18 protein-coding genes and 3 tRNA genes are annotated in these 14,740 nt (G+C 51.1%); 9 read left to right on the top strand and 12 right to left on the bottom strand.

Going from position 1 to position 14,740, the window contains the following annotated elements; genetic code table 11:
• Nucleotides 1-22 precede the first annotated feature (22 nt).
• The 5 genes from OGY18_RS22330 to OGY18_RS22350 all read right to left on the bottom strand — a co-directional run bounded on the left by OGY18_RS22330 (nucleotide 23) and on the right by OGY18_RS22350 (nucleotide 3,229).
• On the bottom strand, nucleotides 23-514 hold the full coding sequence (locus OGY18_RS22330) for a YjjA family protein (RefSeq protein WP_003830016.1): 492 nt from the start codon (nucleotides 512-514) through the stop codon (nucleotides 23-25).
• 70 nt (nucleotides 515-584) lie between these two features.
• The gene (gene dnaC / locus OGY18_RS22335; RefSeq protein ID WP_003019133.1) at nucleotides 585-1,322 is read right to left on the bottom strand and encodes a replicative helicase loader DnaC; all 738 of its coding nucleotides are present in this window, start codon (nucleotides 1,320-1,322) and stop codon (nucleotides 585-587) included.
• A 2-nt stretch (nucleotides 1,323-1,324) separates the two neighbouring features.
• Nucleotides 1,325-1,864, bottom strand: a complete 540-nt coding sequence (gene dnaT, locus OGY18_RS22340) for a primosomal protein DnaT (protein ID WP_149281667.1) — start codon at nucleotides 1,862-1,864, stop codon at nucleotides 1,325-1,327.
• 124 nt (nucleotides 1,865-1,988) lie between these two features.
• Complete coding sequence (locus OGY18_RS22345; protein WP_003019127.1) at nucleotides 1,989-2,462, bottom strand: threonine/serine exporter; 474 nt, start codon at nucleotides 2,460-2,462, stop codon at nucleotides 1,989-1,991.
• Nucleotides 2,453-3,229 (bottom strand): threonine/serine exporter family protein, encoded by a 777-nt coding sequence (locus tag OGY18_RS22350; RefSeq protein WP_286554437.1) that lies wholly within the window; start codon nucleotides 3,227-3,229, stop codon nucleotides 2,453-2,455. Before OGY18_RS22350 ends, OGY18_RS22345 begins: the two co-directional genes overlap by 10 nt.
• Before the next feature lie 463 nt (nucleotides 3,230-3,692).
• Between OGY18_RS22350 and OGY18_RS22355 the strand changes: the two genes are divergently transcribed.
• Both OGY18_RS22355 and bglJ read left to right on the top strand, forming a co-directional pair.
• Nucleotides 3,693-4,418 carry a helix-turn-helix transcriptional regulator gene (locus tag OGY18_RS22355; RefSeq protein ID WP_286554439.1) on the top strand — a complete coding sequence of 242 codons (726 nt, stop codon included), beginning with the start codon at nucleotides 3,693-3,695 and terminating at the stop codon, nucleotides 4,416-4,418.
• Nucleotides 4,379-5,056, top strand: a complete 678-nt coding sequence (bglJ, locus tag OGY18_RS22360; protein ID WP_286554441.1) for a DNA-binding transcriptional activator BglJ — start codon at nucleotides 4,379-4,381, stop codon at nucleotides 5,054-5,056. The genes OGY18_RS22355 and bglJ overlap by 40 nt, the downstream gene beginning before the upstream one ends.
• A 57-nt stretch (nucleotides 5,057-5,113) precedes the next feature.
• On the opposite strand, the gene OGY18_RS22365 is transcribed toward bglJ, so the two are convergent.
• On the bottom strand, nucleotides 5,114-5,572 hold the full coding sequence (locus tag OGY18_RS22365; protein ID WP_126319350.1) for a YbaK/EbsC family protein: 459 nt from the start codon (nucleotides 5,570-5,572) through the stop codon (nucleotides 5,114-5,116).
• A gap of 235 nt (nucleotides 5,573-5,807) precedes the next feature.
• On the opposite strand from OGY18_RS22365, the gene OGY18_RS22370 reads away from it, so the two are divergent.
• Both OGY18_RS22370 and OGY18_RS22375 read left to right on the top strand, forming a co-directional pair.
• On the top strand, nucleotides 5,808-5,951 hold the full coding sequence (locus tag OGY18_RS22370) for a hypothetical protein (protein ID WP_003829999.1): 144 nt from the start codon (nucleotides 5,808-5,810) through the stop codon (nucleotides 5,949-5,951).
• Nucleotides 5,941-7,284, top strand: a complete 1,344-nt coding sequence (locus tag OGY18_RS22375) for a PTS sugar transporter subunit IIC (RefSeq protein WP_166465223.1) — start codon at nucleotides 5,941-5,943, stop codon at nucleotides 7,282-7,284. Before OGY18_RS22370 ends, OGY18_RS22375 begins: the two co-directional genes overlap by 11 nt.
• Before the next feature lie 29 nt (nucleotides 7,285-7,313).
• On the opposite strand, the gene fhuF is transcribed toward OGY18_RS22375, so the two are convergent.
• On the bottom strand, nucleotides 7,314-8,102 hold the full coding sequence (fhuF, locus tag OGY18_RS22380; protein WP_126319346.1) for a siderophore-iron reductase FhuF: 789 nt from the start codon (nucleotides 8,100-8,102) through the stop codon (nucleotides 7,314-7,316).
• A gap of 108 nt (nucleotides 8,103-8,210) precedes the next feature.
• Nucleotides 8,211-9,287 (bottom strand): GGDEF domain-containing protein, encoded by a 1,077-nt coding sequence (locus tag OGY18_RS22385; RefSeq protein WP_003829994.1) that lies wholly within the window; start codon nucleotides 9,285-9,287, stop codon nucleotides 8,211-8,213.
• A gap of 255 nt (nucleotides 9,288-9,542) precedes the next feature.
• Between OGY18_RS22385 and OGY18_RS22390 the strand changes: the two genes are divergently transcribed.
• Nucleotides 9,543-9,779 (top strand): DUF1435 domain-containing protein, encoded by a 237-nt coding sequence (locus tag OGY18_RS22390; protein WP_003019100.1) that lies wholly within the window; start codon nucleotides 9,543-9,545, stop codon nucleotides 9,777-9,779.
• A gap of 39 nt (nucleotides 9,780-9,818) precedes the next feature.
• On the opposite strand, the gene OGY18_RS22395 is transcribed toward OGY18_RS22390, so the two are convergent.
• From OGY18_RS22395 to rsmC, 4 genes are all read right to left on the bottom strand, one after another.
• A tRNA-Leu gene (locus tag OGY18_RS22395) sits at nucleotides 9,819-9,904 on the bottom strand.
• Between the two features lie 32 nt (nucleotides 9,905-9,936).
• Nucleotides 9,937-10,022 (bottom strand) — tRNA-Leu (locus tag OGY18_RS22400).
• Between the two features lie 28 nt (nucleotides 10,023-10,050).
• Nucleotides 10,051-10,137 (bottom strand) — tRNA-Leu (locus tag OGY18_RS22405).
• 221 nt (nucleotides 10,138-10,358) lie between these two features.
• On the bottom strand, nucleotides 10,359-11,390 hold the full coding sequence (gene rsmC / locus OGY18_RS22410) for a 16S rRNA (guanine(1207)-N(2))-methyltransferase RsmC (protein ID WP_003829990.1): 1,032 nt from the start codon (nucleotides 11,388-11,390) through the stop codon (nucleotides 10,359-10,361).
• Nucleotides 11,391-11,493: 103 nt separating this feature from the next.
• Here rsmC and holD point away from each other — a divergent pair, with 103 nt between their 5' ends.
• The 4 genes from holD (at nucleotide 11,494) to prfC (ending at nucleotide 14,699) form a co-directional block, all read left to right on the top strand.
• On the top strand, nucleotides 11,494-11,907 hold the full coding sequence (holD, locus tag OGY18_RS22415; protein ID WP_003829988.1) for a DNA polymerase III subunit psi: 414 nt from the start codon (nucleotides 11,494-11,496) through the stop codon (nucleotides 11,905-11,907).
• Nucleotides 11,876-12,322, top strand: a complete 447-nt coding sequence (gene rimI / locus OGY18_RS22420; protein ID WP_286554445.1) for a ribosomal protein S18-alanine N-acetyltransferase — start codon at nucleotides 11,876-11,878, stop codon at nucleotides 12,320-12,322. Before holD ends, rimI begins: the two co-directional genes overlap by 32 nt.
• Nucleotides 12,323-12,336: 14 nt before the next feature.
• Nucleotides 12,337-13,017 carry a pyrimidine 5'-nucleotidase gene (gene yjjG, locus OGY18_RS22425; RefSeq protein WP_008786125.1) on the top strand — a complete coding sequence of 227 codons (681 nt, stop codon included), beginning with the start codon at nucleotides 12,337-12,339 and terminating at the stop codon, nucleotides 13,015-13,017.
• 92 nt (nucleotides 13,018-13,109) lie between these two features.
• Nucleotides 13,110-14,699: a peptide chain release factor 3 gene (gene prfC / locus OGY18_RS22430; protein ID WP_003829982.1), complete on the top strand. Its 1,590-nt coding sequence runs from the start codon at nucleotides 13,110-13,112 to the stop codon at nucleotides 14,697-14,699.
• The last annotated feature ends 41 nt before the right edge of the window (nucleotides 14,700-14,740 follow it).

Consider the following 14,740-nt stretch of genomic DNA (forward strand, 5'->3'; position numbering starts at 1 on the left):
GTTATACGCGGCATGTCGTGCGTCAGGAAATGAAGTTCATACCCTGTTTTAACACCAGATCGCAGGCCTTGGTTTTTACCTGCTTCGCCAGCGAGCTGTTGCCAATTGTGTTCAGATCCAGCTGTTGACCATCTTTGGCGTTGAGCAGACCCTGAATACCATCCATATAGTTGGTATCTTGTTTCTGTTCTGGCGCGCTGAGGCCCAGTTTATCCAGCACCTGATTTTTGACGTTTTGCGTGTCGGTGACCGAGGCCAGCTTCTGTTTCGCGCAATATTCCAGGATCCCGGCGGCGTTATTCATGCTGCTGGAGGTCAACGACTGATTGCTGCCATTCAGCAGGCTGGTCAGGGAAGAGAGCGACGAGCTGCTTTGCGAGCCGGAGCTTTGTTTGCTCAGCTCACTGGCCGCGCTGGAGAGCGAATCCTGCCAGGAGGCGGCGAAAACGCTGGTAGAGATGAGCGTGCTGGCGGCAAGCGCACAGCACAGCAGACGTTTGGTAGTTTTCATCATTATATGCAACTCGTGTTATGCCTTTTCAGCGCAGTATAGCGCTGGCGGTCTCAGGAGTGGTCCTAATACGTTAATACTCTTTACCGGTGACCCGACTACGGTAGCTTTCCCAGTTAAAAATGACCCACAGGCTGTTGCCAAGGCGCATACGATCCATCACGCGCTCGCCGAGCAGCTTGTTCATTTCATCCATATTGCTGTTAGTTAACATACCGGTCGGACGTTTTGAGGACGAACGGCGATCGACAATCTGGTTAATGATCACTTTTTCATAGCGGGATTCGGTCTGCATGCCGATCTCGTCGATCACCAGCAGATCCACATTGCTCAGATCGTTGAGCAGCTGTTCTTCGCTGGTTTCACGATTACTGAACGTTTCTTTCATCGCCGACATGATATCGGCCACGGTAATGATCAGCACTGACTTACCGCGCAGCAGCAGTTCGTTGCAGATGGCGGCGGCTAAATGGTTTTTGCCGGTGCCGGGTTTGCCGGAGAAGATAAAGCTGGCGATGTTGCCGTCAAACTCTTCAACGTACTGGCGGGCTTTGCTCAGGGCGTTCATCTGACCTTCGCACTCTACCCGATAGTTTTCGAACGAGCAGTTCTGATGCAGCGGACGGATACCGGAACGGTTGAATGTGCGCTGCATTTTCATGGCCCGGTTTTCGCGGGCCAGCGCTGCGGCACGAATTTCACCTTGTTCTTTTTGCCATGCCAGCAGTTCCTCGCCCGTTTTAAAGGCGGGTTCGACATTAGGTGGCATCATTTTTTGCAGACGTTTCATCAGGTCGCCAACGTTTTTCATCGTTATCCTCTAAAACCCGGTGGAATGTGGCTGTCAGGTTCACTGACGCTGTTCACATCGCGCTTTGGCATTCCGCCATTGCTGGCCCGTCCAATCTGAATGCTGCGCGCCAGTTTTTGCTGCCACTGAATATGGTGAAAGACTTTGCCTTCAGCCTGCCAGTAGGCAACAAATGAGGCCAGTTCTTCAGCGGTGACCGGCTCTCGCAACGCTACGCCCCATAAAGCGGCCTGACGCTGAAAGTCGGCATCAGGCTGCCAGGCAGCGTACATTGCAAATTTCCCCATTGGCACGGCAACGGGAGCGGCTTGCGGATCTTCATAAAATTGATCATCCAATGTCACATCGCTTCCCGGGCGTGACAGTTTCTCCTCAAGCGCCAACAGCTCAGCCAGTCTCGCAGGCGTCACCGCGTAAAACGCTGGTGCATTGTTAGCGAATACGGCTACGGCGCCACCCGCAGACCTGGCCAGCACGGCGTGGTGATCGTGTAGTAAGGCGTCAATGCTCGTGACGTCCGGCGTCAAAATTTTGCAGGGCATAATGTTTCTCAATACTGAACAACAACCGAGAAGGGGACTGCTTTTATAGTAACACAGAGAAGAAGGAGAGCAGCAGGTGAGGGGGAGATTCCCCTCTCTGCATGGTATTAAAGAAAGTACACCATCAAACGCGTGGGCGTTTGCGATACAGCCATAATCCTGGCACGGACAGACCGATGGAGAGCGCACCGACAATCGATGAGGCTTTCAGGAAATTGGTCAGTAGGGTAATCATCAGCACTTCGCTGTAACCAAAATGGCCGATTTTTACGGCTGAGATCATGGCGGTGTAGGCGGAGATCCCAGGGAACATCGGGATTACTGCTGCGACGGTGAAGACTTTCGGATGCGCCAGATACCAGCGCGACCACTGGATCCCAATGCAGCCGACCAGCAGCGACGCCATAAAGGTTGACCATTCAATATTAAACCCTGCGGTCATCATCACCATTCGTGAGCCGTGACCGAGTGCGCCGAGTAATGCGCACCATGGGAGCGCCCGATGGGGGACATTGAATACCATGGCAAAGCCAAGCGCCGGGATCGCCGACAGGATCATATCCTGCATCAGCGCCAGTATGAAATCGATCACGCCCATCCGCGCAGCCCCCATAAGGTCATCGATACGATCACGCCAATACAGGTCGCCAACGTAAGCAGACTGGCAATAGCCCAGCGAGCAAGGCCGGTATTAATGTGTCCCTTAAACATATCCGCGACGGAGTTGATCAACGGAAAGCCCGGAACCAGCAACAGCACGCTGGCGGCCATCGCGATAGTCGGAGTATTGCTAAAGGTCGGCAACGTCAGCAGCAAACCTGAAATGGTGGTCGCCACAAAGGCGGTGATGCAAAAATTGATTTGTGGGTGCAAATGCCGAGACGCCAGAATCTGGCGGATATACATCGCCACCATGCTGGCGAAAAAGGTGATCACCGCACCATCCCATCCGCCGTTATTGAGTTTACAAAAGCAGGCGCAGGACAAACCGACCATAAAGGCGACCAACCATCTTGGATAGCGTAGCGGCTTAATCTGGCTAAAGCGTTTCTCTACTCCTTTAATATCCAGCAGTTTATGTTCCGCCAAAATGACAATGTGCTGCACTTCCGTCACGACGTGCATATTAATGCCGCGATCCTGATTTTTTCGCGTTGATGTCAGGCATTGCCCGTCTTTAATGGTGGTCAGGACGATAGCGTTAGAGGAGATGGCGCTTTCTACGCTATCCATGCCAAGTGCCAGCCCGAGGCGGCTGGATAACTCGTCAACCAGAGCGCTTTCTGCCCCATGCTGAAGTAAAAAAAGTCCGCATTGAATACATAACCGTGTAACCGTTCGCTGTGACGACTGCTCTGTTTGCATGGCTCGCTCTGACTGAAAAGGATCTCTTTGAGTGACGAATATCTTCTTTTTATCATGAAGCATGAGCACGCTGGCTCTGGCTAAGATCAATCTTTGTGTCGAAAAAAGACGCAGATGATACAGTTATGGCATCTTAACTCCCCCGCTAGTTAAGGTACGAGGGGGAGGCATGTTTGAAATGTAGCGTTATTTTCCCGTATGGCAAATACGTAAGCCATGCTAACGATCTATTGTAGTTATTTTAATTGTACAAATAATGTATTCATGCGCAATTATGTAATAATAGCTTGCCAGTTTTGCATTATTTGGATTGTAGTACCAATACTTTTATTTTAGAAAATACCAAGGATAAGCAATTCACCCCGTTTATTGTTCGGAGTATTTTCCCGTGAATTAATAGCTATTAATTTTATTGGGAAATTTGAATTAAGTACGATTACGGACTGGTGAGTGTGGAGGGGATATGTTGCCAGGACGCTGCAAAAACGCAATTATTATTAGTAAATCACCGATTATACAAACCGGACTTAAAGGTGTAATGCAGGCGCAGTTCGCCGATTACGAACTTACCTACTGTCGTTCTGTTGAAGAACTGACGTTATTACAGCTACGGTGTGCTGATTTGGTGATTGCTGATTTAACCGGAGACTGCAATTATCCTCGTTCAGTCTGCGAACAATATTATTCTTTATTATCTCAATATCGTGATATTCACTGGGTATTTCTCGTATCTCGTATTTTTTATCCTCTGGCTGTTGAACTACTGATGTGTCCTGTCAGTTCGCTGCTCTCTGACGCAGAGCCGATTGAAAGTTTAGTGAATGTCATTCACGCGGGAAATACACGCGCAGAGAGAATAAGCAAGGCGCTGCTCTCTCCGCCCGCTATGCCACAATTGTTAGATCATAGCGCACGATCTATCGTTCTCACTCTCTCTGAAAGGAAAGTATTGCGCCTCCTTGGGAAAGGCTGGGGAATCAATCAGATTGCGGCGTTGCTGAAAAAAAGCAATAAAACAATAAGTGCCCAAAAGAATAGCGCTATGCGTCGCTTGTCGATAAATAGCAATGCAGAAATGTATGCCTGGATAAATAGTTCTCAAGGATCGCGAGAACTTAATTTACCTTCAGTTTATGGAGAAACCACGGAATGGAAAGCAGAATCATCAAAAGAAACGTTGCACTGGTAGAAAAGTGCACGATGAGCAGCGTGGGTATTAAGAGTTTATTTAATACCATACCGGATGACCAATATAAACTTCATCTCTTTTCAAACCAGCCCGCTTTTAGCCAGGCAATGTTAAAGATGTCGTTTTCGGCAGTTATTTTTTCCCTCTCTGCAATCAGAAGCGATCGCAGAGCAGGGTTGGCCTATTTAACGGAGCTGGCGATAAATTATCCGCGGATTCGCCGTGTGGTGATTGCCGATGATGACGCTGAAGCGCGTTTAATTGGTTCCCTGTCCCCCTTGCCGTTAGATGGCGTTGTGAGTAAAGCTTCTTCGTTAACGGTGTTGCAGGACGCGTTATTTACGGCGTTAAGCAGCCCTGGCCGGGGAACCGAAGGCACGAAAAACCATTGGTATATTAATCAAAGCCGTATGCTCAGTCCGACAGAACGAGAAATACTGCGCTTTATGTCGAATGGCTATTCGATGCCACAGATTGCTGTTCAGCTTGAACGGAACATCAAAACCATTCGGGCACACAAATTTAATGTGATGTCCAAACTGGGGGTCAGCTCGGATGCCGGGTTACTGGATGCGGCCGATATCCTGCTGTATCTGCGTGCTGGAGAGCCAGCGCCTTTTATGCAGGCGGTTTCGTGACGGGCAACGTTGACGTGTTTCTTGCCGGGTTTGGCCGCAGGTTTAGCGTGTGAAACATTACTGACACACGTCAACCCAGGTGGCAGAAGCCAGTTCAGCCATCCTTTCAGGCGTGATGCGAACCGCGCTGTGGATGGCACCTGCGGCAGGCAGCACTTCAGCGTAGTGTTTCAGAGAAACATCACAGTACACTGATATCGGTGTTTCTAATCCGAAGGGGCAAACGCCGCCAACGGGGTGCCCCGTCGCGTTCACGACCTCATCACTACTTAACATTCGGGCTTTGGCACCGAACGTACTCTTTAGCTTTTTATTATCCAGTCGGGCATCGCCTTTTGCTACGACCAGGATGATATCGTTCTTCACCTTTAGCGAAAGTGTTTTCGCTATTTGGCCAGGTTCAACGTTATGGGCTTTTGCTGCCAGATCAACGGTTGCTGTGCTCTGGTTTAATTCGATGATCTCGATATCTGGTGCATGTTGCGCCAGGAATTGGCGTACTGATTGCAAACTCATTCTTCTCTCCCTATCGCTTACAGATAGCCCTGCACAGCAGAAAACTGCAGGATGTAATTTGTCATAGGGGCAACCACACTGTAAATATTTTATTGTAACAACATAGCAACATTAGCAGTTTTTCGATCTTCTTCACAATCAAAGAAACCGGTTACAGTAACCGGTTGCAGAATGCTGAAATGACGATTAATACTGAAGTTGTCACTTCCTCTGTATCACATAATAAGAGCCATCTATGAAACTTAACTCGAAAAGCGGTAGCGCTGGTGTTCCTCCCGGCACGGTTGCGAAAAGTGGTAATGGGCTTTACGTGGTGGCGGTGTTGATGCCAGCACCGTTGCAGGGTTTTGCACAACGGGAGAACGGCTATGTCTACTAACCATGTTGTGTTTAACGTGATTTTCCGTTTTGTTGAAAATTACGTTAGTCCTGTCGCCGGGCGCATCTCTTCGCAACGACATGTAATGGCCATTCGCGACGGTTTTATTTCGGCGATGCCTTTTATGATTGTAGGCTCTTTTCTGCTGGTTTTTGCCTACCCGCCTTTTTCTCCGGATACCACCTGGGGATTCGCCCGCGTGTGGCTGGATCTGGCAAAACAGTTTGAAGGCCAAATTCTCACCCCGTTTGATATGACGATGGGGATTATGTCGGTCTACATATGTGCGGCTATTGCTTATAACCTGGGTAAGCACTATGTGAAGTCGCATCAGTTAGATCCGTTTATGTGTGCGATGCTATCAATCATGGCTTTTTTGCTGATTGCCGCGCCAAAAACCAAAGGCACAATGCCGGTTGATAGCCTGGGAGGAACGGGGATTTTCACCGCCATCCTGGTGGCCATTTACTGTGTTGAAATGATGCGCTTCCTGAAGGCGCACAACATCGGCATCCGTTTACCCGATCAGGTGCCGCCGATGATCAAAAACTCTTTCGATCTGCTGATCCCGGTGCTGGTGGTAGTACTGACGCTTTACCCGCTGAGTCTGGTGATACAGTCGCAGTTTGACATGCTGATCCCGCAGGCCATTATGTCCATCTTTAAACCACTGGTGTCGGCTGCAGATTCTCTGCCGGCGATACTTCTGGCGGTATTGATTGGCCACCTATTGTGGTTTGCGGGTATTCACGGCGCGGCAATTGTGTCGGGAATGCTGCAAATGTTCTGGCTAACTAATCTTGGGATGAACCAGTCAGCGCTGGCGCAGGGCGCGCCGTTACCACATATCTTTATGGAAGCGTTCTGGACGTTCTTCATTGTGGTGGGTGGTTCCGGCGCGACGATGGGGTTGGTGATTTGCTATCTGCGTAGTCGTTCCGCTCATCTACGCTCGATTGGACGTTTGAGCGTAGTCCCCAGCATTTTTAATATTAACGAACCGGTGATTTTTGGTACGCCGATTGTCATGAACCCGGTGTTTTTTATCCCTTTCCTGCTGGCCCCAATGGTGAATGCGGTACTGGCCTGGGCGGCGATGAAACTGGATTTAATTGGGCGGGTCATTTCAGTGGTTCCCTGGACAGCACCGGCACCGGTTGGCGCGGCATGGGCATTAGGCTGGGATTATCGTGCGGCTATTCTGGTGGTGCTGTTGGCGCTGGTGTCGGCCGTTATCTACTTCCCGTTCTTTAAAGTCTACGAAAAGCAGCTATTGGCGCAGGAAAAAGAAGAAGCGCAGCGTATGGAAGAGGAAAACCAGCAGGTTGCATAAATATCTGGCGAGGGGCTACGGCTCCTCGCTTACTTCAGCGTGCAGTCTCCGCATTGCTGAACGTCAGGCAGGCGATAGCGTTGGCAGCAGGTTCTGCGTACTAACAGCCCCTCGCGCGGAACAACGGTTCGCCACAGAGGGTTATCCTGACCGCAGGAGAGTTGTTTCTCAAAAAAGCAGGTCTGGCGCAGCGTGGTCAGCAGTTCCTCACCTAGCAACGGCTTCATTTCCGTTAAATACCAGTGAATTAAATATCCGGTGTTGCTCCAGATAAGCTTCGCGTTGATCTCGCCCGTCGCTTCCAGCGCCTGCACAACCGGCGTCAGCGCTGAGAGAATCAGCGTTTCCATGCGTTGTTGAGGGGACAGAGCTGTTGCCTGGTGATCCTGATGGACGTCGATCCAGAAGCAGGCCGCACGGCCCGTTTCGTGAAACTCTACGCGCATATGTTCAGGAGAGACGTCGATAGCCTCTTTTTGCGTCAGTAGGGCCACCATTAACGGAGGCATCATCAGGCCGATATACCATTGCGCCCAAAGAGAAATCAGGGGCTTTTTTTCGCGGGGTAGCGTGGGCTGGTTGCGATAGATATGGTCTGAATAAACGGCCAGCAACGAGCTAAGCGTCGCCGGTTGTGTCCATTCATGCAGCGTCATTGCACCTGGCACAGGCGTTTCGTCAAGACGAATGAAGTCCAGCAGGTGCTCGCGAGTTTTGGCTATCGTTGCGCGTACGGCAGCAGCCAGCGAGGGCATCTCTGAGGGGAGATGGCTACGCCAGATGACATCTTCAACGATCGGTGCGGAACGATAAGCCATGTCGATATAAGGATGTTAATCTTAATGATAATGATTGCTAATCCTATAATTGACATTGAGCGATGGCAAGATCTTTGTCGCCATCCCGAGCGGCAGCGCACAGAAAGCTCAGGTAGAGGGGCAGTTTACCCGCAGCTCATCGCTGACCAGGGTATTGTTACGCCCAAGATTCTTGGCCTCGTAAAGGGCTTTATCCGCTTTGGCGATAGCAGCATCGATATCCTGTTCTACCAGAGGTGCAATGCCGATACTGACGGTTACGTTGGTTGCCACGCTCTCATTAAACATGTGAGGGATTTTAAGGTCGTACACTTTCTGGCGGATACGTTCGGCGGCAGCCTGGGCCTGCTGTGGATCGACCGCGGTCAGCAAAATCATAAATTCTTCACCGCCAAAACGCGCCACTACATCCCGGGAGCGTACGGAGTCTCGGATGGCGGCAGAAACACGGATCAACGCCTGGTCGCCCATCATATGTCCGTAATGATCGTTATAGGATTTGAAATGGTCGATATCCAACAGCAGAACGAAGTGCCTCGAATTACTCAGAGCCAACAGCGTATCGAGCCGGTGTTGCAGCCCCCGGCGATTATACAAACCGGTTAGCGGGTCGAGCATGCTGAGCCCGTTCAGGGTTTCCCTCTCCTCCAGCAGTTTGTACATCAGTTGCTGAGCGAATCCATCGTAGCGCTTTTGTATCACATGCTGGATGGCGATACCGGCCATAGGCAGCGCCATAAAATAGAAAATCCGCAAACCATGTTCGCTGCCGTTAAGCCATAAACAAACGGCGACGGAGGGGAGTGAGTGGAGCGTAAACGCGATGATATTATTGGCAAAAGCGATAGAGCCAATAAACAGTACGCTGAGCAGCGCTATTAACAGGAAATAATAATCATTCTGACCTAGAGCGTTATATTTCAAGAATATATGTAACGCCCATAACAAGCCAAAAACGATTGAAATAAAAGGGAGATTAATTCTTTTATCCGCGTATTTCCCATGCCATACCAGCAGCAGTGTACTCATCACCAGCATCAGCAACGCCGGTACTGATAAGGCTTTGACCGCAAACAGAGGGAAAAAAAGCGTAAACAGCGCGGAGACTGCGTTGAGCAGTAGAAACAGTCGTAAAGAGAGTTGGTATTTTTTTGTGCGCAGAGTTCGCCAGGATTGTACTGTCATAGGTAAATATTGTTAGTTATCTGCAATGTACGAAGGTGTGTTGGTAAATAAAACAAATAACGAACGGGGTATCATTCGCAGAGGTTTTTATTGTTTTTAGTTGAAGAGCTAACCGGTGAGCAATTTATCACCTTGGATTATTCATGTCATCAATCGTTAAGTAAAACTCATATAATTGATAGTGCTTCACAGCTGACAAATGAGAAATTTTATCATATGATATTGGTTATCATTATCAATGTCATAGGTGAAATCATGTTGCAACGTACGCTGGGCAGTGGATGGGGTGTTCTGCTGCCGGGAATGCTGATTGCCGGGATGGCATATAGCGACCTGTCGGTCTACGTATGGAAGGTGATGATTGTATTAGGATTACTGCTGACTTCGCTCATGCTGTACCACAAACGTTTACGGCACTTTGTTTTGTTACCTTCATGCGCGGCACTGATTGGTGGCATTGTTTTGGTAATGATGAACTGGAATCAGGGATGAACAAAACAGAGAAGGAAATCGAGAGGGAAATAAGATAATTGGTGCGAGGGGGGGGACTCGAACCCCCACATCCTAAGGACACTAACACCTGAAGCTAGCGCGTCTACCAATTCCGCCACCTTCGCACAGTCATCTTATTTTTTTGATATCGCCTCGTTGGTGCGAGGGGGGGGACTCGAACCCCCACATCCTAAGGACACTAACACCTGAAGCTAGCGCGTCTACCAATTCCGCCACCTTCGCCCAGTGCGAGCAATATCAACGTGGATTATGGTGCGAGGGGGGGGACTTGAACCCCCACGTCCGAAAGGACACTAACACCTGAAGCTAGCGCGTCTACCAATTCCGCCACCTTCGCATACCATCGACACTCAAAAAGTATCGTTACCACGGGGGCGGATTTTAGAGATTTTATGCAGGGCGTCAACTGTTAATTATCGAACTTAACGTGATTGCCGAAAAAAAAGGCGTTTCTTCGGCTTTGGTGTTTTATGCAGGCCGGATAAGCGATAGCGCCATCCGGCGTTGCTCGGTGTCACGCCGGATGGCGGCGTAAACGCCTTATCTGGCCTGGAGCAGTTAGGCTTTTTTCGCCTGACGCGTCATGATGGTGCGATAGACCTTGAAGCGCCCGGTCTGCGCGATAACTTCGTGGAAGCCAAACACTTCATCCAGTACCTTCGGATAAGGCAGGAAGGCGTTCGCCACAATGCGCAGTTCACCACCGCTGTTCAGATGACGCACTGCGCCACGAATCAGCGTTTGTGCTGCATCAAGGCTGGTCTGCATACCGTCGTGGAACGGCGGGTTGGAGATGATCATATCAAATCGACCCGTCACGTCAGAAAAGACGTTACTGGCGATGACGTCACCTTCAATGCCGTTGGCTGCAAGCGTTGCGCGGCTGGCTTCAACGGCGGCGGCGCTAACATCGCACAGGGTTAAGCGCACTTTCGGCGAGTGGCTGGCTAAGGCGACGGAGAGAACGCCTGCGCCACAGCCGACATCCAGCACTTTGCCTTTGGTGTGCGGCGTCAGCGTGGAGAGCAGCAGTTGGCTGCCAACATCCAGGCCGTCACGGCTGAAGACGCCCGGCAGCGTTTTGATGGTCAGATTTTCTGTCTGGTATTCATCCCAGTATTTTTCTGCATCAAAGACCGGCTGTTTTTCCAGACGACCGTGGTACAGGCCACAGCGACGTGCGCTGTCGACTTTGTTTAACGGTGCGTATTCGGCCAGCATCTGCTCTGCGCTACGTACACCGCTGCGATTCTCACCGACAACAAAAATATCGGTGCCCACCGGTAACAGCGACAGAATGTTCATCAACTGGAACTGGGCTTCCGGCTTATTCTTCGGCCAGTAGTAGATCAGCGTATCGCTATCGGCAACGTCATCGGCCTGCGCGACGAGGCTGAAGCGGACGTTGTCGCCCATCTGGCGGTTAAGCACCTGCCAGTGGTGAAGTTGCTGGGTGTGCGCACGGCTGGCGGCGCTTTCAAAATGGGCAGGCAGGTCATCCTGCAAATCACCGGCAAACAGAATACGGCTTTGTTCGAAATCATCACTGTGGCGCAGCAAGACTTCACTTGCCGGGGTAAAAGCAGACATGGAATGCTCCTTAAATTGTACAGCGGGGGATTATAGTTGTTTGATGGCACGGATTCGACAAATTTGCTATATTTGCGCCCCTGATAGACAGGAGTGTTTCGCTATGACATCCCGACGAGACTGGCAGTTACAGCAACTGGGCATTACGCAGTGGTCGTTGCGTCGTCCTGGCGCACTGCAGGGCGAGATCGCGATTTCCATTCCTGCGCATGTCCGTTTGGTGATGGTTGCTGCACAGTTACCCGCGCTAACCGAACCGTTGATCAGCGATATTTTACGCGCATTAACCGTTAGCCCGGATCAGGTTTTACAACTGACGCCTGACCGTGTCGCCATGCTGCCGCAAGGCAGTCGCTGTAATAGCTGGCGGCTGGGAACCGAAGAGCCGCTGCTGCTGGAGGGCGCTCAGGTCGAGAGTCCTGCGTTTAATGAATTACGGGAAAACCCAGCGGCACGCGCCGCGCTATGGCAACAAATCTGCGCATATGAACACGATTTCTTCCCTCGAGCCGACTGATTTACCCGCAGCATTTCAGATTGAAAAACGCGCCCACGCTTTTCCGTGGAGTGAAAAAACATTTGCCAGCAACCAGGGCGATCGCTACCTCAATTTTCAGTTGAGGGTTGACGACGTGATGGCCGCCTTTGCAATTACGCAGGTCGTACTGGATGAAGCGACGTTGTTCAATATCGCCGTCGATCCTGACTTTCAGCGCCGGGGCCTGGGGCGTGAGCTGCTGGAGCATCTGATCGATGAGCTGGAAAAGCGTGGCATTTTGACCCTGTGGCTTGAAGTGCGCGCCTCGAATGCGGCCGCTATCGTGCTGTACGAAAGCTTAGGCTTTAACGAGGCGACGATCCGTCGCAACTACTATCCAACGGCCGATGGTCACGAAGACGCCATCATCATGGCGTTGCCAATCAGCATGTAAGATAAGGTGTAATGATGAAGAAGTGGGACTGGATTTTCTTTGATGCCGACGAAACGCTGTTTACGTTTGACTCGTTTACCGGCTTACAGCGGATGTTTCTCGACTATAGCATTACCTTTACCGCTGAAGATTTTCAGGACTACCAGGCCGTGAATAAACCGCTGTGGGTGGATTACCAAAACGGCGCGATTACCTCATTACAACTGCAGCATGCCCGTTTTCAGAGCTGGGCCGAACGCCTGAAGGTTGAACCGGGCCAGCTTAATGACGCATTCATCAATGCGATGGCGGAGATCTGCTCACCGTTGCCGGGGGCGGTTTCTCTGCTCAATGCGATTCGTGATAAAACGAAAATCGGCATCATTACTAACGGCTTTACCGCGTTGCAGCAAATCCGCCTTGAGCGGACGGGGCTGCGCGACTATTTCGACCTGCTGGTGATTTCTGAGCAGGTTGGGGTGGCAAAACCCGACCCCCGTATTTTTGACCATGCGCTGGAGCAGGCGGGTAATCCTGACCGTTCTCGCGTGCTGATGGTGGGTGACACCGCAGAGTCCGATATTCTTGGCGGCATTAACGCCGGGCTATCCACCTGCTGGCTAAATACGCACCACCGCGAGCAGCCAGCGGGCATTCAGCCGACCTGGACCGTAGCGTCATTAAGCGAACTGGAGCAGCTCCTGTGTAAACACTGATTGCCTCCCCCCCGTTGATGGGTAAAATAGCCGCAATTTTTTGTATTCAACTTGCCCGGCCCGTTGCCGTGCTTACCTAAGAAGATTTGACTATGACGTTGTCTCCTTATTTGCAAGAGGTGGCCAAACGCCGCACTTTTGCCATTATTTCTCACCCGGATGCCGGTAAAACGACAATTACTGAAAAGGTACTGTTATTCGGACAGGCCATTCAGACCGCCGGTACGGTAAAAGGCCGTGGCTCCAGCCAGCATGCAAAATCTGACTGGATGGAAATGGAAAAGCAGCGTGGTATCTCCATTACCACCTCTGTGATGCAGTTTCCGTATCATGACTGCCTGGTGAACCTGCTGGACACCCCGGGGCACGAAGATTTCTCCGAAGATACCTATCGTACTCTGACGGCGGTGGACTGCTGCCTGATGGTTATCGATGCCGCAAAAGGCGTCGAGGATCGTACCCGTAAGCTGATGGAAGTTACCCGTCTGCGCGATACGCCGATCCTGACCTTTATGAACAAACTCGACCGTGACATCCGCGATCCGATGGAGCTGCTGGATGAAGTCGAGAACGAACTGAAAATCGGCTGTGCGCCAATCACCTGGCCGATTGGCTGTGGTAAGTTGTTCAAAGGTGTCTATCACCTTTATAAAGATGAAACTTACCTGTATCAGACCGGTAAAGGCCACACCATTCAGGAAGTGCGTGTTGTTAAAGGTCTGAACAACCCGGAACTTGATGCTGCCGTGGGTGAAGACCTGGCGCAGCAGCTGCGTGACGAGCTGGAGCTGGTGCAGGGCGCGTCCAACGAGTTCGACCATGAGCTGTTCCTCGCGGGCGAAATCACCCCGGTCTTCTTCGGTACCGCGCTGGGTAACTTCGGCGTTGACCATATGCTGGACGGCCTGGTGGAGTGGGCGCCTGCGCCGATGCCGCGTAAAACCGACACCCGCGTCGTCGAAGCCTCAGAAGAGAAGTTCACCGGTTTCGTGTTTAAAATTCAGGCCAACATGGACCCGAAACACCGTGACCGCGTGGCGTTCATGCGTGTGGTATCCGGCAAGTATGAGAAAGGCATGAAAATGCGCCAGGTGCGCATTGGTAAAGACGTGGTGATCTCCGACGCACTCACCTTTATGGCCGGTGACCGTTCTCATGTGGAAGAAGCGTATCCGGGCGATATTCTCGGTCTGCATAACCACGGCACTATCCAGATCGGCGATACCTTTACCCAGGGCGAAATGATGAAGTTCACCGGTATTCCGAACTTCGCACCGGAGCTGTTCCGTCGTATTCGCCTGAAGGATCCATTGAAGCAGAAACAGCTGCTGAAAGGGCTGGTTCAGCTGTCAGAAGAGGGCGCAGTACAGGTATTCCGTCCGATCGCCAATAACGATCTGATCGTGGGCGCGGTGGGTGTGCTGCAGTTTGACGTGGTGGTTTCACGTCTGAAGAGCGAGTACAACGTTGAAGCGATTTATGAATCTGTCAACGTAGCGACTGCGCGCTGGGTAGAATGTTCTGACGTGAAGAAATTCGAAGAATTTAAGCGTAAGAACGAAATTCAGCTAGCTCTTGATGGCGGCGATAACCTCACCTATATCGCACCAACCATGGTTAACCTGAATCTCACCCAGGAACGTTACCCGGACGTTCAGTTCCGTAAAACACGCGAACACTAATCGACCTTCCAGGGCACGGTATCCGCCGTGTCCTGCAACTT

It is taken from the genome of Citrobacter sp. Cpo142, assembly GCF_030332425.1.
GTDB classification, from domain to species: domain Bacteria; phylum Pseudomonadota; class Gammaproteobacteria; order Enterobacterales; family Enterobacteriaceae; genus Citrobacter; species Citrobacter portucalensis.

What these genes read in the sequence shown, in the direction of transcription:
- OGY18_RS22365 (WP_126319350.1), bottom strand. Translation starts at nt 5,572, where the DNA reads ATGAGTTTGCAATCAGTACGCCAATTCCTGGCGCAACATGCACCAGAT.
- OGY18_RS22355 (WP_286554439.1), top strand. Translation starts at nt 3,693, where the DNA reads ATGTTGCCAGGACGCTGCAAAAACGCAATTATTATTAGTAAATCACCG.
- rimI (WP_286554445.1), top strand. Translation starts at nt 11,876, where the DNA reads ATGAACACGATTTCTTCCCTCGAGCCGACTGATTTACCCGCAGCATTT.
- fhuF (WP_126319346.1), bottom strand. Translation starts at nt 8,102, where the DNA reads ATGGCTTATCGTTCCGCACCGATCGTTGAAGATGTCATCTGGCGTAGC.
- OGY18_RS22330 (WP_003830016.1), bottom strand. Translation starts at nt 514, where the DNA reads ATGATGAAAACTACCAAACGTCTGCTGTGCTGTGCGCTTGCCGCCAGC.
- OGY18_RS22370 (WP_003829999.1), top strand. Translation starts at nt 5,808, where the DNA reads ATGAAACTTAACTCGAAAAGCGGTAGCGCTGGTGTTCCTCCCGGCACG.
- dnaC (WP_003019133.1), bottom strand. Translation starts at nt 1,322, where the DNA reads ATGAAAAACGTTGGCGACCTGATGAAACGTCTGCAAAAAATGATGCCA.
- OGY18_RS22345 (WP_003019127.1), bottom strand. Translation starts at nt 2,462, where the DNA reads ATGGGCGTGATCGATTTCATACTGGCGCTGATGCAGGATATGATCCTG.
- OGY18_RS22375 (WP_166465223.1), top strand. Translation starts at nt 5,941, where the DNA reads ATGTCTACTAACCATGTTGTGTTTAACGTGATTTTCCGTTTTGTTGAA.
- dnaT (WP_149281667.1), bottom strand. Translation starts at nt 1,864, where the DNA reads ATGCCCTGCAAAATTTTGACGCCGGACGTCACGAGCATTGACGCCTTA.
- yjjG (WP_008786125.1), top strand. Translation starts at nt 12,337, where the DNA reads ATGAAGAAGTGGGACTGGATTTTCTTTGATGCCGACGAAACGCTGTTT.
- holD (WP_003829988.1), top strand. Translation starts at nt 11,494, where the DNA reads ATGACATCCCGACGAGACTGGCAGTTACAGCAACTGGGCATTACGCAG.
- OGY18_RS22390 (WP_003019100.1), top strand. Translation starts at nt 9,543, where the DNA reads ATGTTGCAACGTACGCTGGGCAGTGGATGGGGTGTTCTGCTGCCGGGA.
- OGY18_RS22350 (WP_286554437.1), bottom strand. Translation starts at nt 3,229, where the DNA reads ATGCAAACAGAGCAGTCGTCACAGCGAACGGTTACACGGTTATGTATT.
- bglJ (WP_286554441.1), top strand. Translation starts at nt 4,379, where the DNA reads ATGGAAAGCAGAATCATCAAAAGAAACGTTGCACTGGTAGAAAAGTGC.
- prfC (WP_003829982.1), top strand. Translation starts at nt 13,110, where the DNA reads ATGACGTTGTCTCCTTATTTGCAAGAGGTGGCCAAACGCCGCACTTTT.
- rsmC (WP_003829990.1), bottom strand. Translation starts at nt 11,390, where the DNA reads ATGTCTGCTTTTACCCCGGCAAGTGAAGTCTTGCTGCGCCACAGTGAT.
- OGY18_RS22385 (WP_003829994.1), bottom strand. Translation starts at nt 9,287, where the DNA reads ATGACAGTACAATCCTGGCGAACTCTGCGCACAAAAAAATACCAACTC.